The 24,776-nt window shown below is 53.9% G+C and carries 24 protein-coding genes and 1 tRNA gene; 24 read left to right on the top strand and 1 reads right to left on the bottom strand.

Features of this window, described 5'->3' with window-relative positions:
- Window positions 1-25: 25 nt before the first annotated feature.
- From pxpB to nei, 4 genes are all read left to right on the top strand, one after another.
- Window positions 26-682: a 5-oxoprolinase subunit PxpB gene (gene pxpB / locus OMR58_RS19855; protein ID WP_200559822.1), complete on the top strand. Its 657-nt coding sequence runs from the start codon at window positions 26-28 to the stop codon at window positions 680-682.
- The gene (gene pxpC, locus OMR58_RS19850) at window positions 676-1,602 is read left to right on the top strand and encodes a 5-oxoprolinase subunit PxpC (RefSeq protein ID WP_200559821.1); all 927 of its coding nucleotides are present in this window, start codon (window positions 676-678) and stop codon (window positions 1,600-1,602) included. The genes pxpB and pxpC overlap by 7 nt, the downstream gene beginning before the upstream one ends.
- Window positions 1,599-2,351, top strand: coding sequence for a 5-oxoprolinase subunit PxpA (pxpA, locus tag OMR58_RS19845; protein ID WP_105591077.1), 753 nt, complete (start codon window positions 1,599-1,601; stop codon window positions 2,349-2,351). Before pxpC ends, pxpA begins: the two co-directional genes overlap by 4 nt.
- A 128-nt stretch (window positions 2,352-2,479) precedes the next feature.
- Entirely contained in the window at window positions 2,480-3,271 is a 792-nt protein-coding gene (gene nei / locus OMR58_RS19840) for an endonuclease VIII (protein ID WP_264546748.1), read from the top strand.
- A 76-nt stretch (window positions 3,272-3,347) separates the two neighbouring features.
- Here nei and OMR58_RS19835 read toward each other — a convergent pair whose 3' ends face one another.
- Window positions 3,348-4,631 carry a citrate synthase gene (locus tag OMR58_RS19835; RefSeq protein ID WP_205065349.1) on the bottom strand — a complete coding sequence of 428 codons (1,284 nt, stop codon included), beginning with the start codon at window positions 4,629-4,631 and terminating at the stop codon, window positions 3,348-3,350.
- Between the two features lie 628 nt (window positions 4,632-5,259).
- Here OMR58_RS19835 and sdhC point away from each other — a divergent pair.
- The 20 genes from sdhC (at window position 5,260) to OMR58_RS19735 (ending at window position 24,775) form a co-directional block, all read left to right on the top strand.
- Entirely contained in the window at window positions 5,260-5,649 is a 390-nt protein-coding gene (gene sdhC, locus OMR58_RS19830; RefSeq protein WP_105591080.1) for a succinate dehydrogenase cytochrome b556 subunit, read from the top strand.
- Window positions 5,643-5,990 carry a succinate dehydrogenase membrane anchor subunit gene (gene sdhD / locus OMR58_RS19825; RefSeq protein ID WP_105591081.1) on the top strand — a complete coding sequence of 116 codons (348 nt, stop codon included), beginning with the start codon at window positions 5,643-5,645 and terminating at the stop codon, window positions 5,988-5,990. The genes sdhC and sdhD overlap by 7 nt, the downstream gene beginning before the upstream one ends.
- Window positions 5,990-7,756, top strand: coding sequence for a succinate dehydrogenase flavoprotein subunit (gene sdhA / locus OMR58_RS19820; protein ID WP_264546747.1), 1,767 nt, complete (start codon window positions 5,990-5,992; stop codon window positions 7,754-7,756). The genes sdhD and sdhA overlap by 1 nt, the downstream gene beginning before the upstream one ends.
- A gap of 15 nt (window positions 7,757-7,771) precedes the next feature.
- Window positions 7,772-8,488, top strand: coding sequence for a succinate dehydrogenase iron-sulfur subunit (locus OMR58_RS19815; RefSeq protein WP_105591083.1), 717 nt, complete (start codon window positions 7,772-7,774; stop codon window positions 8,486-8,488).
- Between the two features lie 229 nt (window positions 8,489-8,717).
- Entirely contained in the window at window positions 8,718-11,525 is a 2,808-nt protein-coding gene (sucA, locus tag OMR58_RS19810; protein ID WP_200559818.1) for a 2-oxoglutarate dehydrogenase E1 component, read from the top strand.
- A gap of 14 nt (window positions 11,526-11,539) precedes the next feature.
- Window positions 11,540-12,760, top strand: a complete 1,221-nt coding sequence (gene odhB, locus OMR58_RS19805) for a 2-oxoglutarate dehydrogenase complex dihydrolipoyllysine-residue succinyltransferase (RefSeq protein WP_105591085.1) — start codon at window positions 11,540-11,542, stop codon at window positions 12,758-12,760.
- A gap of 91 nt (window positions 12,761-12,851) precedes the next feature.
- The gene (sucC, locus tag OMR58_RS19800) at window positions 12,852-14,018 is read left to right on the top strand and encodes an ADP-forming succinate--CoA ligase subunit beta (protein ID WP_105591086.1); all 1,167 of its coding nucleotides are present in this window, start codon (window positions 12,852-12,854) and stop codon (window positions 14,016-14,018) included.
- Window positions 14,018-14,893 (top strand): succinate--CoA ligase subunit alpha, encoded by an 876-nt coding sequence (gene sucD / locus OMR58_RS19795; RefSeq protein WP_105591087.1) that lies wholly within the window; start codon window positions 14,018-14,020, stop codon window positions 14,891-14,893. Before sucC ends, sucD begins: the two co-directional genes overlap by 1 nt.
- 607 nt (window positions 14,894-15,500) lie before the next feature.
- A complete protein-coding gene (gene cydA / locus OMR58_RS19790; protein ID WP_105591088.1) occupies window positions 15,501-17,069 on the top strand; it encodes a cytochrome ubiquinol oxidase subunit I in 1,569 nt (522 codons plus the stop codon).
- A 15-nt stretch (window positions 17,070-17,084) separates the two neighbouring features.
- The gene (gene cydB / locus OMR58_RS19785; RefSeq protein ID WP_105591089.1) at window positions 17,085-18,224 is read left to right on the top strand and encodes a cytochrome d ubiquinol oxidase subunit II; all 1,140 of its coding nucleotides are present in this window, start codon (window positions 17,085-17,087) and stop codon (window positions 18,222-18,224) included.
- A gap of 14 nt (window positions 18,225-18,238) precedes the next feature.
- Entirely contained in the window at window positions 18,239-18,346 is a 108-nt protein-coding gene (gene cydX, locus OMR58_RS19780; protein WP_105591090.1) for a cytochrome bd-I oxidase subunit CydX, read from the top strand.
- Window positions 18,346-18,639, top strand: a complete 294-nt coding sequence (gene ybgE / locus OMR58_RS19775) for a cyd operon protein YbgE (RefSeq protein WP_264546746.1) — start codon at window positions 18,346-18,348, stop codon at window positions 18,637-18,639. Before cydX ends, ybgE begins: the two co-directional genes overlap by 1 nt.
- A 250-nt stretch (window positions 18,640-18,889) precedes the next feature.
- Window positions 18,890-19,294: a tol-pal system-associated acyl-CoA thioesterase gene (gene ybgC / locus OMR58_RS19770; protein WP_105591092.1), complete on the top strand. Its 405-nt coding sequence runs from the start codon at window positions 18,890-18,892 to the stop codon at window positions 19,292-19,294.
- Window positions 19,295-19,299: 5 nt separating this feature from the next.
- Entirely contained in the window at window positions 19,300-19,977 is a 678-nt protein-coding gene (tolQ, locus tag OMR58_RS19765) for a Tol-Pal system protein TolQ (RefSeq protein WP_172606538.1), read from the top strand.
- Between the two features lie 12 nt (window positions 19,978-19,989).
- Window positions 19,990-20,418, top strand: coding sequence for a colicin uptake protein TolR (gene tolR, locus OMR58_RS19760; protein WP_105591094.1), 429 nt, complete (start codon window positions 19,990-19,992; stop codon window positions 20,416-20,418).
- A gap of 29 nt (window positions 20,419-20,447) precedes the next feature.
- Entirely contained in the window at window positions 20,448-21,761 is a 1,314-nt protein-coding gene (gene tolA / locus OMR58_RS19755; protein ID WP_264546745.1) for a cell envelope integrity protein TolA, read from the top strand.
- A 110-nt stretch (window positions 21,762-21,871) separates the two neighbouring features.
- Window positions 21,872-23,164, top strand: coding sequence for a Tol-Pal system beta propeller repeat protein TolB (gene tolB / locus OMR58_RS19750; RefSeq protein ID WP_105591096.1), 1,293 nt, complete (start codon window positions 21,872-21,874; stop codon window positions 23,162-23,164).
- Between the two features lie 42 nt (window positions 23,165-23,206).
- Window positions 23,207-23,722, top strand: a complete 516-nt coding sequence (pal, locus tag OMR58_RS19745) for a peptidoglycan-associated lipoprotein Pal (protein ID WP_105591097.1) — start codon at window positions 23,207-23,209, stop codon at window positions 23,720-23,722.
- A 9-nt stretch (window positions 23,723-23,731) separates the two neighbouring features.
- Window positions 23,732-24,535, top strand: a complete 804-nt coding sequence (gene cpoB / locus OMR58_RS19740) for a cell division protein CpoB (RefSeq protein WP_264546744.1) — start codon at window positions 23,732-23,734, stop codon at window positions 24,533-24,535.
- 164 nt (window positions 24,536-24,699) lie between these two features.
- Window positions 24,700-24,775: transfer RNA gene (locus OMR58_RS19735), tRNA-Lys, on the top strand.
- The last annotated feature ends 1 nt before the right edge of the window (window position 24,776 follow it).

Below are 24,776 nucleotides of genomic sequence, written 5' to 3'. Positions count from 1 at the left end.
TATCACTTCCGCTCAGGAGGCTTGAGTGCAGCGAGCACGATGTTATTTGTTAGGAGAACGCACGGTGGTGCTGGAACTGGACCCGCCGGTTTCACTCAGCAGCCAGCAGCGAATATGGGGACTGGCTCAGCGCCTTCACGATCGTCCTGAAGTTATCGATGTTGTCCCCGGGATGAATAATATTACCGTCGTGTTAAGCGATCCGCAGCAAACCGCACTGGATGCCATCGAGTGGCTGCAGCAGTGGTGGGAAAATAGCGAGGTTCAGGTACCGGCGTCACGGTTAATCGAGATACCGGTTATCTACGGTGGAGCGGCAGGTCCCGACCTGGATCAGGTTGCACATCACTGCGAAATGAGTGCCTCACAGGTGGTTGAATGCCACAGCGCAGTGGAGTACGTCGTCTACTTCATCGGTTTCCAGCCTGGTTTTCCTTATCTTGGCGGCCTTGACCGTCGTCTGTACACTCCACGGCGTGCCGATCCCCGGCTCACGGTTCCTGCCGGTTCGGTTGGTATCGGCGGGGCACAAACTGGTATTTATCCTCTGGCCACACCCGGTGGCTGGCAACTGATCGGTCAGGCGAAAACGATGCTATTCACCCCTGGACATCAGCCGCCGGTGCTGTTGCGGTCCGGCGATCGGGTGCGCTTTGTGCCACAGAAGGAGGGGATATGCTAAAAATCATTCGCGCCGGGATCAGCACCAGCATCCAGGATGCTGGTCGCACCGGCTGGCGTCAGTACGGCATCAGCCGATGTGGAGCGCTGGATAATCCGGCAATGCAGACCGCAAATATGCTGGTAGGCAACCCGCCGGAGGATGCGGTGCTGGAAATCACTCTTGGGCAGTTTACTGCGGAGTTTGGCCGCGACGGCTGGCTGGCACTGACCGGCGCGGGCTGTAACGCAAAACTGGACGGAAAGACCGTCTGGACCGGCTGGCGAACCGCAGTAAAGAAAGGCCAGCGGCTGACTTTAAGTATGCCGCAGCGTGGTATGCGCAGCTATCTGGCCATCAATGGCGGTTTTGCTGTTGAACCGCAGCTGGGGTCGATGAGCACCGATCTGAAAGCGGGTTTTGGCGGGCTTGATGGGCGCAAGATTCAGGATGGCGATCGGCTTCCTCTGAGGGCCGCGACGTGTGATTTTAGTGAACCCGCAGGCGTACGGCAATTGCTGTGGGGTAACCGGGTACGCGCATTACCAGGGCCGGAGTATCATGAATTCAGTGCCGAGAGCCGTGAGGCCTTCTGGCGCACTGCATGGCGGCTCGATCCGCAAAGTAACCGGATGGGATACCGCCTGCAGGGGCGTAAGCTACAGCGCGATGCCGATCGTGAACTACTTTCCCACGGGCTGGTTCCCGGCGTAGTCCAGGTTCCCGCCGGAGGGCAGCCAATCGTGCTGCTGGCCGACGCACAAACAACCGGTGGCTATCCGCGCATTGCCTGCGTCATTGAAGCGGATCTTTATCATCTGGCGCAGCTGCGGTTGGGAGAGCCGATCCACTTTGTGCACTGTACTCTGGAAGAGGCGCTGCGGGCCAAAAGGGAACAGCAGCGAGTTCTGGATCAGATCGCCTGGGGGTTACGTGCATGAAGATCGATCTGAATGCTGATATCGGTGAAGGATGCTCCGGCGAGCGTGAGCTTCTGACGTTGGTCACCTCGGTGAATATCGCCTGCGGTTTCCACGCAGGCGATGCCTCCACCATGTTGCAGTCGGTACGACAGGCGCTGGAGGCTGGCGTGGCGATTGGCGCACATCCCAGCTTTCCGGATCGGGAAAACTTTGGTCGTACGGCAATGCATCTGCCGCCGGAAGAGATCTATGCGCAGGTGATTTATCAGGTTGGCGCGCTGAAGGCGCTGACTGAAAGCCTCGGCGGCAGGCTGGTTCACGTCAAACCTCACGGTATGTTGTACAACCAGGCGGCGAGAGAAGCACCGCTGGCAGAGGCGATAGCTCAGGCGGTAAAAGCTGTCGATCCGGCACTGGTGCTGGTCGGGTTAGCCGGTAGTGAATCCATTCGTGCTGCGCGGTCGCAGGGGCTGGTAACCTGTGAAGAAGTGTTTGCCGATCGCGGCTATCAGTATGATGGTTCACTGGTGCCGCGAGGCCAGCCGGGCGCATTAATCGAAGAGGCGGAGCTGGCGATTCGCCAGACGTTGGATATGGTACAGCGTGGCGAAGTGCAGAGCGTGACGGGGGAGTGGGTGGCCGTTCGGGCGGAAACAGTCTGCCTGCACGGCGACGGCCCCCACGCGCTTAACTTTGCACAGCGGCTCCGGCAGGCTTTTCGTGCGCATCAAATCGATGTTACCTGCCATGAGATCCGCCATTCTTAGTCAAGATACTCTCTTTTTGTAACGGCGCAGCGTTCCCGGTCATAAAGCCTTACAAGCTGATTATTCCACGGTCGTCGTCAGGAATGTTTCTGTCGCCGGTTTTTTCTTACAGACGCAACGGAGTTTGCATGCCGGAAGGTCCTGAAATTCGCCGGGCGGCGGACCGCCTGGAAGAGGCAATTCAAGGTAAAGTGCTGACCGAGGTTTGGTTCGCCTATCCTGCGCTGCAGGCCCGTCAGCATGAGCTGGTGGGGCAGCGGGTTACGGCAATTGAGACGCGCGGTAAGGCCTTACTGACTCACTTTTCCAACGGGCTGACGCTATACAGCCACAATCAGCTTTACGGTATATGGCGCGTGGTGCCAACCGGCAAAGAGCCTGACAGCAAGCGTGTGCTGCGGGTCAAACTGTCAACGGCGGATAAAACGCTGCTTTTATATAGCGCATCGGATATCGAACTGCTGGATGCCAACGGCGTGGCCGCCCATCCGTTTCTGAACCGAGTCGGGCCGGATGTGCTGGATATGAAATTGACGGTTGAGCAGGTACGCGAGCGTTTGCTGTCGAAGCGCTTTCGCCGTCGTCAGTTCAGCGGGCTGCTGCTCGATCAAAGCTTTCTCGCCGGATTGGGTAACTACCTGCGGGTTGAAATTCTCTGGCAGGCTGAGCTGGCGGCGAGTCATCGGGCCGAGGACCTGAGTGATGCGCAGTGTGATGTACTGGCGGAAGCACTGCTGGCAATACCGCGACTTTCCTACCGAACGCGGGGTGTAGGCGATGAAAACCGCCATCACGGCGCGATTTTCAGCTTTAAGGTATTTCATCGTGCAGGGCAGGCCTGCGAGCGCTGCGGAGAAACCATTGTGAAAACGACGCTATCGTCCCGGCCGTTTTACTGGTGCCCCGGTTGCCAGAAGTAAGAAAAGCCGGGATGCAGATCCCGGCTTTTTACTGGCTCTTTTCTGGCACTGATTGAAAATCAGGCCAGCCTCGCAGTTACTTCTTCAGACTGGAGGTAAAATCGCGTTTGTCGTAGCCGGTGTACAGCTGACGCGGACGGGCAATTTTCACGCCGTCGTCGTGCATTTCTTTCCAGTGTGCAATCCAGCCAACGGTACGCGCCATCGCGAAGATAACGGTAAACATTGAAGATGGAATGCCCATTGCTTTCAGAATGATGCCGGAATAGAAGTCGACGTTTGGATAGAGTTTGCGCTCAATAAAGTACGGATCGTTCAGCGCGATGTGCTCCAGTTCCATGGCGACTTCCAGCAGGTCATCTTTCATACCCAGCTCTTTCAGCACTTCATGGCAGGTTTCACGCATCACGGTGGCACGCGGATCGTAGTTTTTGTACACGCGGTGGCCGAAGCCCATCAGACGGAACGAATCGTTCTTATCTTTGGCGCGGCGCAGGAACTCAGGAATGTGTTCAACGGTGCTGATCTCTTCCAGCATACGCAGGCAGGCTTCGTTCGCGCCGCCGTGAGCCGGTCCCCACAGCGAGGCGATGCCCGCGGCGATACAGGCAAACGGGTTCGCACCGGAAGAACCGGCGGTACGTACGGTAGAGGTGGAGGCGTTTTGCTCGTGATCGGCATGCAGGATCAGAATACGATCCATCGCTCTTTCCAGAACCGGATTCACGACATAATCCTCACACGGTGTGGAGAACATCATGTGCAGGAAGTTACCGGCATAGGAAAGATCGTTGCGCGGATAGGCAAACGGCTGACCGATTGAATATTTGTAACACATTGCCGCCATGGTAGGCATTTTAGACAGCAGGCGGAAAGCGGCGATCTCACGATGGCGTTCAATGTTAACGTCCATGGCATCATGATAGAAAGCAGCCAGCGCGCCGGTTACGCCGCACATAACGGCCATCGGATGCGAGTCGCGACGGAAGCCGCGGAACAGATGATGGATCTGCTCGTGCAGCATGGTGTGACGGGTCACTGTCGTTCTGAATTCGTCAAACTGGGCTTTTGTCGGGGCTTCGCCGTTTAACAGGATGTAGCACACTTCCAGATAGTTGGAATGCAGAGCCAGCTGATCGATGGGGAAACCACGATGCAGCAAAATGCCTTCATCGCCGTCGATGTAGGTAATTTTTGATTCGCAGGACGCGGTAGAGGTAAAGCCTGGATCAAAGGTGAAATACCCTTTAGAACCTAAAGCCCGGACATCAATCTCTTCCTGACCTAATGTGCCTTTTAGCACATTAAGTTCAATAGGAGCTTCGCCTTCGAGGGTTAGCGTCGCTTTTTTATCAGCCATTTATAGTCTCCTTAGCGCCTTATATAGGGATCTTTAACACCGGGAAGTCACGCACTCCCAGCTCATTGCCAGGCGCAGAAGGTAATCATCTCTGTGGCATCTTTAAGGCGTGCAGGGTACAGAGTGACGGGCGCTCGTGGGCTGGGTTAGGCACATTCCTGAGAGTGTAGCATGGTAGTTAAGAGATCCGGTCTAAACATGCTTACGTTATAACCAATACCGTTGCTTTATAAAGAATACGACTCAATGTTACATAACTTGTGCTTAGGGGAAAGTGTATCCCCATAACTTTTGTGCATCATAGAACTTTTATTGCTCAGTTTGTAACAGAGATGTTGAAGTTATGTCAAATCAGATAATTAAATTTGTATCAAATATGAAAACCGTGAATGCGATCACTGTTCTATCGAAATGTCTCCAAAGTGTTTGTAGGGGAATTGTAATGAGAATGTGATCCGCCTATACTGCCGCCAGGTCTCCGGGAATACCCTGTTGTAGGAGCCACCCAGCGTTTCATACGCGTCGTTTTGACACTGGATGTTGTTTTAGGTGCCTGGCGCAATGTTTGACTTGTTAACGCTGTCTGACCCGCCCTCAGGACCGGAGGAAGCAAAATAAGAAAAGCTGTGTGGGCAAAACCGTGAAAAAACAAAGACCTGTCAACTTGGATCTCACTACGATCCGGTTTCCCGTTACTGCAATAGCATCCATTCTCCACCGCGTTTCCGGTGTGATCACCTTCGTGGCGATCGGGATCCTGCTCTGGTTACTGGGTCTGTCACTCTCTTCACCCGAAGGCTTCCAGCAGGCATCCGCCGTGATGGACAGCTTTATCGCTAAATTCATTATGTGGGGCATTCTGACCGCGCTGGCTTATCACATTGCCGGCGGCATTCGCCATTTAATGATGGACTTTGGCTATCTGGGTGAAACGTTAGAAACGGGCAAACTTTCTGCGCAAATTGCGTTCGGTATTACTGTCGTGCTCTCAATCCTGGCTGGAGTCCTTGTATGGTAAGCAATGCTTCTGCACTGGGTCGTAATGGCATCCATGACTGGCTGCTGCTACGTGCCGCCGCCATGGTGATGACCCTCTATGTGATTTATATCCTCGGTTTTCTGGTGATGTCTGGGACCCTGACCTATGACATCTGGCGTGGTTTTTTCGCCTCTTCCTTTACTAAAGTTTTCACCCTTCTGACGCTGTTCTCCATCCTGGTGCACGGCTGGATCGGTATGTGGCAGGTACTGACCGACTACATTAAACCACTGGCGCTGCGCATGATGCTGCAGCTGGTGATTGTGGTTGCGTTGTTGGTATATGCAATTTATGGAACTGTAGTGGTGTGGGGTGCGTAATGAGTTTGCCAGTCAGAGAATTTGATGCCGTAGTTATTGGTGCCGGTGGTGCAGGTATGCGCGCCGCACTGCAGATTTCCCAATCGGGCCAGACCTGTGCCCTGTTGTCGAAAGTTTTCCCAACCCGTTCCCACACCGTGTCTGCTCAGGGCGGTATTACCGTAGCGCTGGGTAACAGCCACGAAGATAACTGGGAATGGCACATGTACGATACCGTCAAGGGTTCCGACTACATCGGAGACCAGGACGCGATTGAATATATGTGCAACGTTGGTCCGGAAGCGATTCTGGAACTGGAGCATATGGGCCTGCCGTTTTCCCGTCTTGATGATGGCCGAATCTACCAGCGTCCGTTCGGCGGCCAGTCGAAGAACTTCGGCGGCGAGCAGGCGGCTCGTACCGCAGCAGCCGCTGACCGTACCGGCCATGCGCTTCTCCATACGCTGTATCAGCAGAACCTGAAAAACCACACCACTATCTTCTCCGAATGGTATGCGCTGGACCTGGTGAAAAACGCCGACGGTGCCATCGTGGGTTGTACCGCACTGAATATTGAAGATGGTGAAGTGGTTTACTTCAAAGCCCGCGCTACCGTGCTGGCAACCGGCGGTGCCGGACGTATCTACCAGTCAACCACCAATGCGCATATCAACACCGGTGACGGCGTGGGTATGGCACTGCGTGCCGGTGTGCCGGTGCAGGATATGGAAATGTGGCAGTTCCACCCGACGGGTATTGCCGGTGCCGGTGTACTGGTAACGGAAGGCTGTCGTGGTGAGGGTGGCTACCTGCTGAACAAGCACGGTGAACGCTTCATGGAACGCTACGCGCCGAATGCGAAAGATCTCGCCGGTCGCGATGTGGTTGCGCGTTCGATCATGATCGAGATTCGTGAAGGCCGCGGTTGCGATGGTCCGTGGGGCCCGCACGCCAAGCTGAAACTCGATCACTTGGGTAAAGATGTTTTAGAAGCACGTCTGCCGGGCATCCTCGAACTGTCCCGTACCTTTGCGCACGTCGATCCGGTGAAAGAGCCGATCCCGGTTATCCCAACCTGCCACTATATGATGGGCGGCATTCCGACCCGCGTAAGCGGCCAGGCGCTGACGGTAAATGAACAGGGTGAAGATGTACTGATCCCTGGCCTGTTTGCCGTGGGCGAAATCGCCTGCGTATCGGTACACGGTGCTAACCGCCTGGGCGGCAACTCGTTGCTCGATCTGGTGGTCTTTGGCCGTGCTGCGGGTGTGCACCTGCAGGAATCTATCGCCGAGCAGGGTGAGCTGCGCGATGCGACAGAAGAAGAGATCGAAGCTTCTCTGGCACGTCTGAACCGCTGGAATAACAACGTTTCGGGTGAAGATCCTGCCGAGCTTCGTAAAGCGCTTCAGTCCTGTATGCAGAATAACTTCTCGGTATTCCGTGAAGGTGATGCGATGGCGAAAGGCCTGGCCGAACTTAAAGTTCTGCGTGAGCGCCTGAAAAATGCCCGTCTTGACGATCGTTCCAGCGACTTCAACACCCAGCGCGTTGAGTGCCTGGAGTTGGATAACCTGATGGAAACGGCTTATGCCACCGCGGTGTCGGCTAACTACCGCACCGAAAGCCGTGGAGCGCACAGCCGCTTCGACTATCCTGAGCGTGATGATGCGAACTGGTTATGTCACAGCCTGTATCTGCCGCAAAGTGAAAGCATGACTCGCCGTGATGTGAACATGCAGCCGAAACTGCGTGCGGCCTTCCCGCCGAAAGCGCGTACTTACTAGTTTGCGGAGAAACACATGAGACTCGAATTTTCCATCTATCGTTACAACCCGGATGTCGATGATGCTCCGCGGATGCAGGATTACACGCTGGAGTCTGAAGAAGGCCGCGACATGATGCTGCTGGACGCGCTGATGCGTCTGAAAGAGAAAGATCCGACGTTAGCCTTCCGCCGCTCGTGCCGTGAAGGGGTATGTGGTTCTGACGGTATCAACATGAACGGCAAAAACGGTCTGGCCTGCATCACACCGGTTTCCGCATTGGGCAACGGCAAGAAGAAAATTGTTATCCGCCCGTTGCCGGGATTACCGGTTATTCGTGATTTGGTGGTAGACATGGGGCAATTCTATGCTCAGTATGAGAAGATTAAGCCTTACCTGTTGAATAATGGGAAAAAACCACCAGCAAGGGAGCATTTACAGCAGCCGGAGCAGCGTGAAAAACTGGATGGCCTGTATGAGTGTATTCTCTGTGCATGCTGTTCCACCTCATGTCCGTCATTCTGGTGGAACCCGGACAAATTTATTGGCCCGGCAGGGTTACTGGCTGCGTACCGTTTCCTGATTGACAGCCGCGATACAGAAACCGATGCGCGTCTGGATAATCTGAGTGATGCTTTCAGTGTATTCCGCTGCCACAGCATCATGAACTGTGTCAGTGTCTGCCCGAAAGGGCTAAACCCGACCAAAGCCATCGGCCATATCAAGTCGATGTTGCTGCAGCGTGGTGCATAATAGTGTTGTTTCCGGGAACCTCTGGTTCCCGGAGTTTTAACAGGACATCTTTGTAAGATGTTTCCAATAGAGTGCAGTTGTTGGAAACGTCTTGCAAAGGTTCCCTTACGGGCCGGTCGCTCGTATCGAAGAACCGTATTTCGGTAAGCCGTTTACGCGGCGCGGGACTTGCAAAGGTTCCATTAAACAACCACGGCGAAAAAAAGCAAAAAATGCTTAAGGGATCACAATGCAGAACAGCGCGATGAAACCCTGGCTGGACTCCTCCTGGCTGGCCGGCGCGAACCAGTCCTACATAGAGCAACTCTATGAGGACTTTTTAACCGATCCTGACTCTGTCGATGATGCATGGAAATCTCTTTTCCAGCAGCTTCCCGGTACTGGGGTTAAACCTGAGCAATTTCATTCCACGACTCGCGAGTACTTCCGTCGTCTGGCGAAAGACGCATCGCGTTATACCACCTCCGTTAGCGATCCTGAAACCAACGCCAAGCAGGTCAAGGTTCTCCAGCTGATTAACACCTTCCGTTTCCGCGGACATCAGCATGCCAACCTCGATCCGTTAGGGCTGTGGAAGCTGGAGACGGTTCCGGATCTTGATCCTGCCTATCATGGATTAAGTGAGGCTGACTTCCAGGAGAGTTTCAACGTCGGTTCATTTGCCATCGGCAAAGACACGATGAAGCTGTCCGACCTGTATGCAGCACTGAAGCAAACCTACTGCGGTTCAATCGGCGCTGAGTACATGCACATCACTAATACCGATGAGAAGCGCTGGATTCAGCAGCGTCTTGAGTCGGTAATGGGGCGCGCTTCGTTCTCTCCAGAAGAGAAGAAAGGCTTCCTCAAGCAGCTGACCGCAGCAGAAGGTCTGGAGCGCTATCTGGGGGCGAAATTCCCGGGTGCTAAACGCTTCTCACTGGAAGGCGGCGATGCACTGGTGCCAATGCTCAATGAGATGATCCGTCATGCCGGTAAGAGCGGCACGCGTGAAGTGGTGCTGGGTATGGCGCACCGCGGACGTCTTAATGTGCTGATCAACGTGCTGGGTAAAAGGCCGCAGGAGCTGTTCGACGAGTTCTCCGGCAAGCATAAAGAACATCTGGGTACCGGCGACGTTAAGTACCATATGGGCTTCTCCTCTGACGTTGAAACAGAGGGTGGCAGCGTGCACCTGGCGCTGGCATTCAACCCATCGCACCTGGAGATCGTTAGCCCGGTGGTTATGGGCTCCGTTCGCGCGCGCCTCGATCGTCTTGATGAGCCGAGCAGCAATAAAGTACTGCCGATTACCATTCATGGCGATGCAGCAGTCACCGGGCAGGGCGTGGTGCAGGAAACCCTGAACATGTCGCAGGCTCGTGGTTATGAAGTGGGCGGTACCGTACGTATCGTGATCAACAACCAGATTGGTTTCACCACCTCAAACCCGAAAGATGCCCGTTCGACTCAGTACTGTACCGATATTGGTAAAATGGTGCTGGCACCGATTTTCCACGTAAACGCGGACGATCCGGAAGCCGTTGCCTTTGTCACTCGTCTGGCGTTGGATTTCCGTAACACCTTCAAACGCGACGTCTTTATCGATCTGGTTTGCTATCGCCGTCATGGCCACAACGAAGCTGATGAGCCAAGTGCGACGCAGCCGGTGATGTACCAGAAAATCAAGAAACACCCTACGCCGCGTAAACTCTATGCTGACAAGCTGGAAGCCGAGAAGGTCGCCAGCCTGGAAGATGCCACGGAAATGGTCAATCTGTACCGTGATGCTCTGGATGCGGGTGAATGCGTGGTGCCTGAGTGGCGTCCGATGAGCCTGCACTCCTTTACCTGGTCTCCTTATCTTAACCACGAGTGGGACGAGAAATATCCGGAAACCACAGATCTGAAGCGCCTGCAGGAACTAGCTAAGCGCATCAGTACAGTGCCGGAAGCGGTTGAAATGCAGTCGCGCGTAGCGAAAATTTATAACGACCGTGCCGAAATGGCGGCGGGTAATAAACTGTTCGACTGGGGCGCAGCTGAAAACCTTGCCTACGCCACGCTGGTTGATGAGGGCATCCCATGCCGTCTGTCCGGTGAGGATATGGGGCGCGGTACCTTCTTCCATCGTCACGCGGTGATCCACAACCAGTCCAACGGTTCTACCTATACTCCACTGCAGCACGTGCACAATGGACAAGGGACCTTCAAAGTCTGGGACTCTGTACTCTCAGAAGAAGCGGTACTGGCCTTTGAATACGGTTACGCTACCGCAGAACCTCGTACTCTGACTATCTGGGAAGCGCAGTTTGGCGACTTCGCCAACGGTGCTCAGGTGGTAATCGATCAGTTCATCAGTTCCGGCGAGCAGAAGTGGGGCCGTATGTGTGGCCTGGTGATGCTGTTGCCGCACGGCTATGAAGGTCAGGGACCGGAGCACTCTTCCGCACGCCTGGAGCGTTATCTCCAGCTTTGCGCCGAGCAGAACATGCAGGTTTGCGTGCCGTCCACACCGGCTCAGGTTTATCACATGCTGCGTCGCCAGGCGCTGCGCGGTATGCGCCGTCCGCTGGTGGTGATGTCACCGAAGTCATTGCTGCGTCATCCGCTGGCGGTATCTTCTCTGGAAGAACTGGCTAACGGCGGTTTCCAGCCTGCTATCGGTGAAATTGATGAGCTTGATCCGCAGGGCGTGAAGCGCGTTGTGCTGTGTTCCGGTAAGGTTTATTACGACCTGCTGGAAAAACGTCGTAAAAACGAGCAAACCAACGTTGCCATCGTTCGTATCGAGCAGCTGTATCCGTTCCCGCATAAAGCGGTACAGGATATCCTGCAGCAGTACGCTCACGTGCATGATTTTGTCTGGTGTCAGGAAGAGCCTCTGAACCAGGGTGCATGGTATTGCAGTCAGCATCATTTCCGCGAAGTCGTGCCGTTTGGGGCTTCATTACGTTATGCCGGTCGTCCCGCATCTGCATCGCCGGCAGTTGGCTATATGTCCGTTCACCAGAAGCAGCAGCAAGACCTGGTTGATGACGCGCTGAACGTTGAATAAATTAAGGAAAAATAATGAGTAGTGTAGAGATTCTTGTTCCCGATCTGCCAGAATCCGTTGCTGATGCGACTGTTGCAACCTGGCATAAAAAACCTGGCGATAGCGTTCAGCGTGATGAAGTGCTGGTCGAGATCGAAACTGACAAAGTGATCCTGGAAGTTCCTGCTTCAGCAGACGGTGTACTGGAAGCGATCGTTGAAGATGAAGGTGCAACCGTAACGTCTCGTCAGGTGCTGGGTCGCCTGAAAGAGGGCAACAGCGCGGGGAAAGAAACGTCAGCGAAAGCCGACAGCAAAGAGTCGACTCCGGCACAGCGTCAGAGCGCTTCTCTGGAAGAAGAGAGCAACGATGCCCTGAGCCCGGCAATTCGTCGCCTGATCGCGGAGCACAACCTTGATGCAGCCGCAATTAAAGGTAGCGGAGTCGGCGGTCGTCTGACGCGTGAAGATGTGGAAAAACACCTGGCTAAGGCACCGGCAGCGAAAGCCGCCGAACCTAAAGCGGCTGAAGCTGCACCGGCCAGTTCGCTGGGCAACCGCAGTGAAAAACGCGTGCCGATGACTCGTCTGCGTAAGCGCGTAGCTGAACGTCTGCTGCAGGCTAAAAACAGCACAGCCATGCTGACCACCTTCAACGAAGTGAACATGCAGCCAATCATGTCACTGCGTAAGCAGTACGGTGAAGCCTTCGAAAAACGTCACGGTGTGCGTCTGGGCTTTATGTCCTTCTACATCAAAGCCGTGGTAGAAGCGCTGAAGCGTTACCCGGAAGTGAACGCCTCAATTGATGGCGAAGACGTGGTGTACCACAACTACTTCGACGTCAGCATTGCAGTCTCCACTCCACGTGGCCTGGTGACTCCGGTGCTGAAAGATGTTGATGCCCTGAGCATGGCGGACATCGAGAAGAAAATTAAAGAGCTTGCTATTAAAGGCCGTGACGGCAAGCTGACCGTAGATGAACTGACTGGCGGTAACTTCACCATTACCAACGGCGGCGTCTTTGGTTCACTGATGTCCACACCGATCATCAACCCACCGCAGAGCGCGATCCTGGGCATGCATGCCATTAAAGATCGTCCTATGGCGGTAAACGGTCAGGTTGTGATTCAGCCAATGATGTATCTGGCACTTTCTTACGATCACCGTCTGATTGATGGCCGCGAATCCGTCGGCTATCTGGTGGCGATTAAAGAGCTGCTGGAAGATCCGGCTCGTCTGCTGCTGGACGTTTAAAACCCCTGGCGTGCGGCCTTGTGCCGCACCCATCCTATGTGTAGCCGTTGCTGACGGCTAAGTCTTTTCAGACCTGAATGGATAGAACATCATGAACTTACACGAATATCAGGCAAAACAGTTGTTTGCACGGTATGGCTTACCGGCACCAACCGGTTATGCCTGCACCACGCCACGTGAAGCAGAAGAAGCCGCCTCTAAAATCGGCGCCGGTCCGTGGGTAGTGAAATGTCAGGTTCATGCCGGTGGCCGCGGTAAAGCGGGCGGTGTGAAAGTGGTTAACAGCAAAGAAGACATTCGTGCTTTTGCTGAAAACTGGCTGGGTAAAAACCTGGTTACTTACCAGACCGATGCTAACGGCCAGCCGGTAAACCAGATTCTGGTTGAAGCGGCAACCGACATCGACCAGGAGCTGTATCTTGGTGCAGTAGTTGACCGTGCAACGCGTCGCGTTGTGTTTATGGCGTCAACCGAAGGCGGCGTGGAAATTGAAAAAGTGGCGGAAGAGACCCCGCACCTGATTCATAAAATGGCGCTGGACCCACTGACTGGCCCGCAGCCTTTCCAGGGCCGCGAGCTGGCCTTTAAACTGGGCCTGACCGGCAAGCAGATTGGTCAGTTCACCAAAATCTTTATGGGTCTGGCAACGCTGTTCCTGGAGCGTGATCTGGCGCTGGTTGAGATCAACCCGCTGGTGATCACCAAGCAGGGCGATCTGGTCTGCCTGGACGGCAAACTGACTGCCGATGGTAACGCGATGTTCCGCCAGCCTGAACTGCGCGAAATGCGCGACCCAAGTCAGGAAGATTCTCGTGAAGCACACGCAGCACAGTGGGAACTGAACTACGTGGCGCTGGAAGGCAACATCGGCTGTATGGTTAACGGCGCAGGTCTGGCGATGGGTACCATGGACATCGTTAAGCTGAGCGGCGGCCAGCCAGCTAACTTCCTGGACGTTGGCGGTGGCGCAACCAAAGAGCGCGTGACTGAAGCGTTTAAAATCATTCTGTCCGATGACGCAGTGAAAGCGGTATTCGTGAACATCTTCGGCGGCATTGTTCGCTGTGACCTGATCGCTGACGGTATCATCGGTGCCGTGGCGGAAGTGGGTGTAAACGTACCGGTTGTTGTGCGTCTGGAAGGTAACAATGCTGAACTGGGTGCCAAAAAACTGGCAGACAGCGGCCTGAATATTATTGCAGCAACCAGCCTGAGTGACGCGGCGCAGCGCGTTGTTGCCGCAGCGGAGGGTAAATAATGTCAATTCTGATCGATAAAAACACCAAAGTGATCTGCCAGGGTTTCACCGGCGGTCAGGGTACCTTCCACTCCGAACAGGCGCTGGCCTATGGTACGCAGCTGGTTGGCGGCGTAACGCCAGGTAAAGGCGGTACTGAGCACCTGGGTCTGCCGGTATTTAACACCGTGCGTGAAGCCGTTGAAGCCACAGGCGCAACCGCATCTGTTATCTATGTTCCGGCTCCGTTCTGTAAGGACGGTATCCTGGAAGCTATCGATGCCGGTATCAAACTGATTATCACCATCACCGAAGGTATTCCGACGCTGGATATGCTGACCGTGAAGGTGAAGCTGGACGAAGCCGGTGTGCGTATGATCGGTCCTAACTGTCCGGGCGTTATCACCCCGGGCGAATGTAAGATCGGCATCATGCCTGGTCACATTCACCAGCCGGGTCGTATCGGTATCGTTTCACGTTCCGGTACACTGACTTATGAAGCCGTTAAGCAAACGACTGATATCGGCTACGGCCAGTCTACCTGCGTCGGTATCGGCGGTGACCCAATTCCTGGCTCTAACTTCATTGATATTCTGAAGCTGTTCCAGGACGATCCGCAGACTGAAGCGATCGTGATGATCGGTGAAATCGGCGGCAGCGCTGAAGAAGAAGCTGCGGCGTTCATCAAAGAACACGTCACCAAACCTGTTGTTGGCTACATTGCTGGTGTTACCGCGCCGAAGGGCAAGCGTATGGGCCACGCCGGTGCGATCATCGCCGGTGGTAAAGGTACTGCTGACGAGAAATTTGCAGCTCTGGAAGCGGCCGGTGTTAAAACCGTGCGTAGCCTGGCTGACATCGGCGATGCGGTTAAAGCCGTTCTGCCACAGAAATAACGTTAAAAAAACTCGACATATTGGCCACCTTCGGGTGGCCTTTTTTTTGATCCTCTGCCAGGCTTTAAGCAGTTCATCAAAAAATGGCTTATTTATTATTTAATATAATATTTCTCGTCATGTCTTAAAGTGCCCATCATATTACCTTAATGTTTAACTGTTACGTAAATATAAGGTACAAATAATTAACAATTATGCCTTTGCTACCATTTGCCAATAGTCTAAATGTTATTTTAGATCAAAAAAACGCGAGTTATTTACCAGGTATTTAACTGGAAGAATTTGTCAATTTTGGTATAAATTGCGCTATATCAAATGGATGTTCTGGCCTGCCATGTGCTGAAATTTGATCTGGATATAAAAAACAATAATGCAGTGATAAACCCCTTTAAATATAAGTCTATTGGGGCGTATTATAGCTGGTGCAAGTCTTACCGAGCTTTTTAACCTGTCTTTAACTTTTAGATCACCCTGGCGGGAGGCGCGCTGTTATGCGTCTGAAACCAATACCAGGAATAATTATGTATTTTCGGGTCAGCGGAATATACCTGAGTAATTTACTCAATTATTTTTTTGCCACGACCCATTAGCGGAGCAAGGAGTCAAAATGTTGGATATTGTCGAACTGTCGCGGTTACAGTTTGCCTTGACTGCCATGTACCACTTCCTGTTTGTACCATTAACGCTGGGTATGGCGTTTCTGCTGGCAATAATGGAAACGGTATATGTGCTTTCAGGTAAGCAAATCTATAAGGATATGACTAAGTTCTGGGGCAAGTTATTTGGGATTAACTTTGCTCTTGGCGTCGCAACAGGACTCACCATGGAGTTCCAGTTCGGTACCAACTGGTCCTATTACTCTCACTACGTAGGCGATATCTTCGGTGCGCCGCTGGCGATCGAAGGCCTGATGGCGTTCTTCCTCGAATCGACCTTTGTCGGCCTGTTCTTCTTCGGTTGGGATCGTCTGGGTAAAGTGCAGCATATGGCTGTGACCTGGCTGGTTGCGCTGGGATCAAACCTTTCTGCGCTGTGGATTCTGGTCGCCAACGGCTGGATGCAGAACCCGATTGCCTCAGAATTTAACTTCGAAACCATGCGTATGGAAATGGTCAGCTTCTCTGAGCTGGTGCTGAACCCGGTCGCTCAGGTTAAATTCGTTCACACCGTTGCTGCGGGTTACACCTGCGGAGCGATGTTTATCCTCGGTATCAGTTCTTACTATCTGCTTCGTGGCCGCGATCTGGCATTTGCTAAACGCTCATTCGCGATTGCTGCCAGCTTCGGTATGGCCGCTATTCTGTCGGTTATCGTACTGGGTGATGAATCCGGTTATGAAATTGGTGACGTACAGAAAACTAAACTGGCGGCGATAGAGGCCGAGTGGGAAACCCAGCCGGCTCCTGCTGCGTTTACCCTGTTCGGTATTCCCGATCAGGATACGCAGGAAAATAAATACGCGGTGCAAATTCCGTGGGCGCTGGGCCTGATTGCTACCCGTTCGGTAGATAAACAGGTAACCGGTCTGAAAGAGCTGCTTGGCCAGCATGAAGTCCGTATCCGTAACGGGATGAAAGCCTATGAACTGCTGCAGGAACTGCGCAGCGGCAACCAGGACCCGGCTGTTCGTACTGCCTTCAATGCGGCGAAACATGACCTCGGATATGGCCTGCTGCTCAAACGCTATACGCCAAACGTCACTGATGCCAGCGAAGCGCAAATCGAGATGGCAACCAAGGATTCAATTCCACGCGTAGCACCGCTCTACTTCTCCTTCCGCATCATGGTTGGCTGTGGCGTGCTGATGCTGTTGATTATCGGTCTGTCGTTCTGGTCAGTAATTCGTAACCGCATTGGTAACTGCAAAACACTGCTCAAGTGTGCTCTGTACGGTATTCCACTGCCGTGGATTGCTATTGAGTCCGGCTGGTTTGTTGCCGAGTACGGTCGTCAGCCTTGGGCAATCGGTGAAGTGCTGCCAACTGCCGTGGCGAACTCCTCACTGACCGCTGGTGACCTGTTGTTCTCAATGGGTCTGATTTGCGGACTGTATACCCTGTTCCTGGTCGCGGAAATGTATCTGATGTTTAAATTCGCCCGCCTTGGACCGAGTAGCCTGAAAACCGGACGCTATCACTATGAGCTGTCCAGTACTCATTCGCAGCCGGCACGCTAAGACAGGAGTTCTCACATGTTTTCTTACGAGATATTGCGTTTTGTATGGTGGGTGCTGATCGGTGTACTGCTGATTGGGTTTGCCGTCACCGAAGGCTTTGACATGGGCGTGGGTATGCTGTCGCGTATTCTGGGTAAAACCGATACCGAGCGCCGCGTGATGATTAACAGTATTGCACCGCACTGGGACGGTAACCAGGTCTGGCTGATTACTGCTGGTGGTGCATTGTTTGCTGCCTGGCCAACGGTCTATGCCGCGGCGTTCTCCGGCTTTTACGTGGCGATGATTCTGGTGCTGGCGTCTTTATTCTTCCGTCCGGTTGGGTTTGATTACCGCTCGAAAATTGAAGACATGCGCTGGCGCGGAATGTGGGACTGGGGCATTTTCATCGGTAGCTTTGTGCCGCCGCTGGTGATCGGTGTGGCGTTTGGTAACCTGCTGCAGGGTGTGCCGTTCCACATTGATAGCGATCTGCGCCTGTTCTACACCGGCAACTTCTTCCAGCTGCTGAATCCGTTTGGCCTGGTGGCAGGTATCGTCAGCCTGACGATGTTCCTGACCCAGGGGGCAACTTATCTGCAAATGCGTACCGTGGGTGAACTGCATCTGCGTTCACGCGTTACCGCGCAGATTTCTGCACTGGTGATGATGGTGTGTTTCCTGCTGGCAGGTGTCTGGGTTGTTTACGGCATTGATGGCTATGTAGTGACTTCCGCTATCGATCATAACGGCGTTTCTAATCCGTTACTGAAAGAAGTAAGCCATGAAGCGGGAGCCTGGATGCGGAACTTCAACAGCGCTCCGATACTGTGGGTAATTCCTGCGCTGGGCGTTGTGCTGCCGCTGCTGACGATTCTCTGCTCTCGTCTGGAGAAAGGGGCCTGGGCATTCGTCTTCTCTTCTCTGACGATGGCCTGCGTTATCCTGACCGCGGGCGTGGCGATGTTCCCATTCATCATGCCTTCAGTAACCGTACCTAACGTCAGCCTGACAATGTGGGATGCAACGTCGACTCTGCTGACGCTGAGAGTAATGACCGTAGTGGCAATTATCTTTGTGCCAATCGTCCTGTCTTACACCATCTGGTGTTACTACAAAATGTTCGGTCGCGTGACCAAAGAGCAGATTGAAAGTAACAGCCATTCTCTCTACTAAGAAGGAGCGACACTATGTGGTATTTTGCCTGGATACTTGGCACGCTGCTGGCCTGTGCTTTCGGTGTGATCACCGCGCTGGCTCTGGAGCAGGCAGAAGCAACAGCGAAAGATAAACATTAATGGGGCAGGGCATCGCTCATCTTTATCGGCTGATGGATAAGGGCCCGCTGCGGGCCCTTTCACTGATAGCCGCACTGCTGCTGGCGGGTTGTATGTTTTGGGACCCGTCACGCTTTGCAGCTAACAGTAGCCAGCTTGCCATCTGGCAGGGGCTGGTGCTGATGTGGGCCGTTTGCAGCGGAGTGATTCACGGCGTAGGCTTTCGTCCGTGCCGCCTGCGCTGGCAGGGATTTTTCTCGCCGCTCCCGGCTCTGGTGGTACTTATCATCGGTCTGGCATTTTTCTTTTTATAAACGCCTCTGGGGTCAGCAGTGGCTGGCCCTTTCACTCTCTTCTTCCTTCTGTTCGATTCAGTGCTAAGAAATCTTTTTTTAGCTGCATTTCTGTCAGTCTTTGTCTGATAAATGTGCTGAAATCAGCTAAGTTGTTACCGGCTGATAATTATTTTCGTTCCCCTCTGGCAACCCATTCCAAAGGCGTAATCTCTTGCGTATAGTAGCAACGTTTTCATGTACCAACGTTTAAGCATTACCGGGATGTAGAGTGAGTACAACGCTGTTTCAATGGCCGGTTCGCGTCTATTACGAAGACACCGATGCCGGTGGTGTGGTTTACCACGCCAGCTATGTCGCTTTTTATGAACGAGCACGGACTGAGATGCTGCGTCAGCGTCATTTCAATCAGCAGGCGCTTCTGGAACAACAGGTCGCTTTTGTCGTGCGTCGTATCACGGTCGATTACCTTGCAGCTGCCCGCCTCGACGATATGCTCGACGTGCAGAGCGAGGTCATTGCCATGAGCAGAACGACCATGACATTTGCCCAGCGTATCCTTAATGCAGATGGCCGTGTGCTCAATGAAGCAGAAGTCCTTATCGCCTGCATCAACCCACATCTAATGAAGCCGATAGCGCTTCCCAAGTCTATTGTCGCGGAGTTCAAGCAGTGACTGACATGAACATTCTTGATTTGTTCCTGAAGGCGAGCCTTCTGGTCAAACTTATCATGTTGATTTTGATCGGGTTTTCAATCGCTTCCTGGGCGGTCATTATTCAGCGCACCCGTATCCTTAATGCTGCTGCACGCGATGCGGACGCCTTCGAAGACAAGTTCTGGTCGGGTATCGAACTGTCTCGTCTTTATCAGGAAAGCCAGGCGCGTCGCGATGAACTTGGCGGTTCTGAACAAATCTTCTACGCGGGCTTTAAGGAGTTTGCACGTCTTCATCGTGCGAACAACCATGCCCCCGAAGCGGTGGTGGAAGGGGCGACGCGCGCCATGCGCATTTCCATGAACCGCGAGCTGGAAGCGTTGGAAAACCACATTCCATTCCTCGGTACAGTGGGCTCCATCAGTCCTTACATCGGCCTGTTTGGTACGGTGTGGGGGATTATGCATGCCTTTATCGCGCTGGGCGCGGTGAAACAGGCCACCCTGCAAATGGTTGCTCCGGGTATTGCTGAAGCACTGATTGCCACTGCGATCGGTCTGTTCGCGGCGATTCCGGCCGTTATGGCCTATAACCGCCTGAACCAGCGTGTGAACAAGCTGGAACAGAACTACGACAACTTTATGGAAGAGTTTACGGCTATCCTGCATCGTCAGGCTTTCTCCAGCGACGCAAGCAAGTAAGTCGGAGGTTTTATGGCCAGAACGCGTGGTCGCGGTCGTCGCGATCTGAAGTCCGAAATCAATATTGTTCCATTGCTGGACGTGCTGCTGGTGCTGTTGCTGATTTTCATGGCAACGGCACCGATTATCACCCAGAGTGTGGAAGTGGATCTGCCGGACGCAACCGATTCAAAAACAGTCTCCAGTGACGATAATCCGCCAGTGATTGTCGAAGTTGCGGGCGTCGGACAGTACAGCCTGGTGGTCGATCACGACCGGATGGAGCAGCTGCCGCCGGAACAGGTGATTGCCGAAGCGCGAAGCCGCATTACGGCGAATCCGAAGACCGTGTTCCTGATTGGCGGTGCTAAAGAAGTGCCTTACGACGAAATCATCAAGGCGCTGAACTTGCTGCATCAGGCAGGCGTTAAGTCCGTCGGACTGATGACGCAGCCGATTTAATTCATCCGAACCGTTTTTGGGAACCGAGAGTGTCGAAGGCAACCGAGCAAGACGATAAGTTAAAACGAGCCATAACCATTTCCGTGGTGCTGCATATCATTTTGATTGCGGCGCTGGTATGGAGCTCGTTTGACGAAAATATCGACGCCAGCGGCGGCGGTGGCGGTAGCGATATTGACGCGGTGATGGTCGATCCTGGTGCTGTCGTTGAACAGTACAATCGCCAACAAAATCAGCAGAGCGACAGCAAGCGCGCCGAGCAGCAGCGTCAGAAGCAGGCAAAACAGCAGGCGGAAGAGCTGCAGCAGAAGCAGGCCGCTGAGCAACAGCGGCTGAAGCAGCTGGAAAAAGAGCGTCTGCAGGCGCAGGAAGAAGCAAAACAGCAGGCGGCGGAACAGGCAGCCGAGCAGAAACAGGCGGAAGCCGCAGCCAAACAGGCGCAGCAGGAACAGAAACAGGCCGAGGCGGCTGCAGCAAAAGCCAAGGCTGAAGCGAAAGCCGAAGCGGACGCACAGGCTAAGGCGAAAGCGGATGCCCAGGCGAAAGCCAAGGCCGATGCCCAGGCGCAGGCTAAAGCAGAGGCCGATGCTCAGGCGAAAGCCGCAGCGGATGCCAAGAAAAAAGCCGAAGAAGAGGTCAAAAAGGCTGCTGCTGACGCGAAGAAAAAAGCGGAAGAGCAGGCTAAGCAGGCCGCTGCTGAAGCGGCTAAAGTGAAAGCAGCCGCGGATGCGAAAGCTGCAGCAGCGGAAGCCAAGGCGCAGGCTGCTGCCGAGGCGAAAGCGCAGGCCGCAGCAGATGCGAAAGAAAAAGCCGCAGCGGAAGCTAAAGAGAAAGCCGCCGCTGAAGCGAAGGCAAAAGCCGATGCGGCCGCGAAAGCCAAAGCTGACGCCGCGGCAAAAGCGAAAGCCGATGCCGCAGCCAAGAAGAAAGCGGCAGCCGAGGCAGCGAAAGATGCCGGTGACGTAGGCGACCTGCTGGGGGATCTCTCCTCCGGTAAGAATGCGCCGAAATCAGGTAAGGCAGCTGGCGGCGGCGGTGCTGCAGGGCAGGGTACGCAGAAGAAATCCGGTGCCTCCGGCGCGGCGATAGACAGCTATCTGGGCCAGGTTAAAGCCGCGATTCAGAGCAAGTTTTATGATGCAGATACTTTCGCAGGTAAAACCTGTGATGTGCGGATAAAGCTGGGATCTGATGGATTCATGATTTCCGCGAAGAATGCGGGAGGCGATCCTGCCCTTTGCCAGGCTGCGGTGAATGCGGCTAATACGGCTAAAATTCCGAAACCACCGAGCCCGGAAGTGTGGCAGGCGGTAAAAGAAGCTACGCTGGAATTTAAACCGTAAGAATGCGGTAACCAGCGGCATGTTGAACTATGTTAAGCATGCCGTACTCTTAGGTTTGTTGATACAAGGCTAATTTATCGTGGGCGTCATGTCCGGATAAGGGAGAAACAATGAAGCAGGCATTTCGTGTAGCGCTGAGTTTTTTACTGCTGTTTGTCGCCGTGGCGCATGCAGAAGTACGCATTGAAATTACTCAGGGTGTGAACACCGCGCGCCCTATCGGCGTGGTTCCGTTTAAGTGGGATGGCCCTGGCGCTGCCCCGGAAGATATTGGTGGCATCGTTGCTGCCGACCTGCGTAACAGCGGCAAATTTAACCCGCTGGATCGTTCACGTCTGCCACAGCAGCCAACCTCTGCCGCTGAAGTGCAGCCTGCTGCATGGACCGCGCTGGGTATTGATGCCGTGGTGGTTGGTCAGGTGCAGCCTGGTGCCGACGGTAGCTATCTGGTTTCCTACCAGCTGGTCGATACCTCCGGCAACCCGGGTGCGGTACTGGCGCAAAACCAGTTCAAAGTCACCAAACAGTGGCTGCGCTATGCGGCGCACACCGCCAGTGATGAAAGCTTTGAGAAGCTGACCGGCATTAAAGGTGCGTTCCGTACGCGTATCGCTTACGTGGTAACCACCAACGGCGGCCAGTTCCCGTATGAGCTGCGCGTTTCCGACTATGATGGCTACAATCAGTTTGTGGTTCACCGTTCACCTCAGCCGCTGATGTCCCCGGCCTGGTCTCCGGACGGCAGCAAACTGGCCTATGTGACCTTTGAGAGCGGTAAATCAGCGCTGGTGATCCAGACGCTGGCCAACGGTGCTATCCGTCAGGTTGCTTCGTTCCCACGTCACAACGGCGCACCGGCATTCTCACCGGACGGCAGCAAGCTGGCTTTCGCTCTTTCTAAAACCGGCAGTTTGAACCTGTACGTGATGGATATTGGCTCCGGCCAGATCCGCCAGGTGACCGACGGTCGCTATAACAGCACCGAACCAACCTGGTTCCCGGACAGCCAGAGCCTGGCCTATACTTCTGACCAGGCCGGACGCCCGCAAATTTATAAAGTCAGTGCAAGCGGTGGTACACCGCAGCGTATTACCTGGGAAGGTTCACAGAACCAGGATGCGGACGTGAGCGCTGATGGCAAATCAATGGTGATGATCAGCACCAACGGCGGCGCTCAACACGTCGCCCGACAAGATCTGGTAACGGGAGCCGTTCAACAATTAACGGACACGTTCCTGGATGAGACGCCAAGTCTCGCACCTAACGGCACAATGGTAATCTACAGCTCAACTCAGGGTATGGGTTCCGTATTGCAGTTGGTTTCGACGGATGGGCGTTTCAAAGCGCGTCTTCCGGCAACTGATGGACAGGTCAAGTTTCCTGCCTGGTCGCCGTATCTGTAATGCATATAAATATGTATGACAAACAATAATTAGGAATCAAAAATGCAACTGAACAAAGTGCTGAAAGGCTTAATGCTGGCACTGCCAGTAATCGCGGTAGCGGCTTGTAGCTCTCACAAGAACAACAACAACGACCAGACCAATGCAGGCCTGGACGGTTCTAACAGCGGCTACAACAACGGCGGCAACATGTCTTCTGACGAGCAGGCGCGTCTGCAGATGCAGCAGCTGCAGCAGAACAACATCGTTTACTTCGGTCTGGACAAATATGACATCCAGTCTGAATTCGCTCAGATGCTGGATGCGCACGCTAACTTCCTGCGTAGCAACCCGTCTTACAAAGTGACTGTTGAAGGTCACGCGGATGAGCGCGGTACTCCTGAGTACAACATCGCACTGGGCGAGCGTCGTGCTAACGCAGTTAAGATGTACCTGCAGGGTAAAGGCGTTTCTGCTGACCAGATCTCTATCGTTTCTTACGGTAAAGAGAAGCCAGCTGTACTGGGTCACGACGAAGCAGCCTATGCTAAAAACCGTCGTGCCGTACTGGTTTACTAAGAGACTGACATGATTAGTAGCTTCAGAACTCAACTATTGAGTCTGTCGTTACTGATTGGCATAGCGGCCCCCTGGGCCGCTATTGCCCAGGCAACAATCAGTAGCGTTGGCTCAGGCTCGGTCGAAGACCGCGTCACCACACTTGAGCGTATTTCTAATGCTCAGGCACAACTCCTCCAGCAGCTTCAGCAGCAGCTTTCCGACACGCAAAACGATATCGATTCTTTGCGCGGTCAGATCCAGGAAAACAGCTATCAGCTGAACCAGGTTGTTGAGCGACAGAAAAGTATCCTTCAGCAGATCGACACTCTGAGCAGCGGCGGTGCCGGTGCGCAGGCCAGCGGTGCGGGAGATGCAGCCGCCGGAGCGGCGGCTGCAACTGGCAGTGCGGCAGGCGATGCAACGGCGGCGGCCCCAACGGCCGCGCCGACGCAAAGCGGCGATGCGAATACCGACTACAACGCGGCGGTGGCGCTGGTACTGGAAAAAAAACAGTACGATCAGGCTATCGCAGCGTTTCAGGCCTTTGTGAAAAAGTATCCGGATTCAACCTATCAGCCTAATGCCAACTACTGGCTTGGGCAGTTGAATTACAACAAGGGCAAAAAAGACGATGCGGCCTACTATTTCGCCACCGTTGTCAAAAATTACCCTAAATCGCCAAAAAGCGCCGACGCGTTGTTTAAGGTTGGAGTGATCATGCAGGAGAAGGGCGATAAGGCAAAAGCCAAAGCCGTTTACCAGCAGGTTATAAAACTTTATCCAAACAGCGAAGCAGCAAAACAGGCGCAAAAGCGTTCCGCAGCTCTTTAACTGGCGCGATTTGACCAGAATACGCCTGAATTCTGGTCTTAACGCGTGAAAGCTAAGCAGTTGAACGTAATGTGTTGAAATAGTGGTTGCGCTGGAAATTCAAATCAGTAATATATGCCGCCGTTGCCGGGGGATATGTAAATAGCATCCAGCAGCACAAAAGTGGGTCGTTAGCTCAGTTGGTAGAGCAGTTGACTTTTAATCAATTGGTCGCAGGTTCGAATCCTGCACGACCCACCAT

The sequence above is a fragment of the Erwinia sp. INIA01 genome (assembly GCF_025947915.1).
In the GTDB taxonomy this organism is placed as follows: Bacteria; Pseudomonadota; Gammaproteobacteria; order Enterobacterales; family Enterobacteriaceae; genus Erwinia; species Erwinia coffeiphila.
Note: the sequence above shows the minus strand (reverse complement) of the source record. Positions and strands in the feature narration are given on the sequence as shown.

Excerpts from the sequence above, each read along its gene's own strand:
- sucC (WP_105591086.1), top strand. The coding sequence starts at position 12,852 with ATGAACTTACACGAATATCAGGCAAAACAGTTGTTTGCACGGTATGGC.
- sdhD (WP_105591081.1), top strand. The coding sequence starts at position 5,643 with ATGGTAAGCAATGCTTCTGCACTGGGTCGTAATGGCATCCATGACTGG.
- sucA (WP_200559818.1), top strand. The coding sequence starts at position 8,718 with ATGCAGAACAGCGCGATGAAACCCTGGCTGGACTCCTCCTGGCTGGCC.
- odhB (WP_105591085.1), top strand. The coding sequence starts at position 11,540 with ATGAGTAGTGTAGAGATTCTTGTTCCCGATCTGCCAGAATCCGTTGCT.
- tolQ (WP_172606538.1), top strand. The coding sequence starts at position 19,300 with ATGAACATTCTTGATTTGTTCCTGAAGGCGAGCCTTCTGGTCAAACTT.
- cydA (WP_105591088.1), top strand. The coding sequence starts at position 15,501 with ATGTTGGATATTGTCGAACTGTCGCGGTTACAGTTTGCCTTGACTGCC.
- sdhA (WP_264546747.1), top strand. The coding sequence starts at position 5,990 with ATGAGTTTGCCAGTCAGAGAATTTGATGCCGTAGTTATTGGTGCCGGT.
- nei (WP_264546748.1), top strand. The coding sequence starts at position 2,480 with ATGCCGGAAGGTCCTGAAATTCGCCGGGCGGCGGACCGCCTGGAAGAG.
- OMR58_RS19815 (WP_105591083.1), top strand. The coding sequence starts at position 7,772 with ATGAGACTCGAATTTTCCATCTATCGTTACAACCCGGATGTCGATGAT.
- OMR58_RS19835 (WP_205065349.1), bottom strand. The coding sequence starts at position 4,631 with ATGGCTGATAAAAAAGCGACGCTAACCCTCGAAGGCGAAGCTCCTATT.
- pxpC (WP_200559821.1), top strand. The coding sequence starts at position 676 with ATGCTAAAAATCATTCGCGCCGGGATCAGCACCAGCATCCAGGATGCT.
- cydX (WP_105591090.1), top strand. The coding sequence starts at position 18,239 with ATGTGGTATTTTGCCTGGATACTTGGCACGCTGCTGGCCTGTGCTTTC.
- pal (WP_105591097.1), top strand. The coding sequence starts at position 23,207 with ATGCAACTGAACAAAGTGCTGAAAGGCTTAATGCTGGCACTGCCAGTA.
- pxpA (WP_105591077.1), top strand. The coding sequence starts at position 1,599 with ATGAAGATCGATCTGAATGCTGATATCGGTGAAGGATGCTCCGGCGAG.
- tolB (WP_105591096.1), top strand. The coding sequence starts at position 21,872 with ATGAAGCAGGCATTTCGTGTAGCGCTGAGTTTTTTACTGCTGTTTGTC.
- cydB (WP_105591089.1), top strand. The coding sequence starts at position 17,085 with ATGTTTTCTTACGAGATATTGCGTTTTGTATGGTGGGTGCTGATCGGT.
- cpoB (WP_264546744.1), top strand. The coding sequence starts at position 23,732 with ATGATTAGTAGCTTCAGAACTCAACTATTGAGTCTGTCGTTACTGATT.
- sucD (WP_105591087.1), top strand. The coding sequence starts at position 14,018 with ATGTCAATTCTGATCGATAAAAACACCAAAGTGATCTGCCAGGGTTTC.
- ybgE (WP_264546746.1), top strand. The coding sequence starts at position 18,346 with ATGGGGCAGGGCATCGCTCATCTTTATCGGCTGATGGATAAGGGCCCG.
- tolR (WP_105591094.1), top strand. The coding sequence starts at position 19,990 with ATGGCCAGAACGCGTGGTCGCGGTCGTCGCGATCTGAAGTCCGAAATC.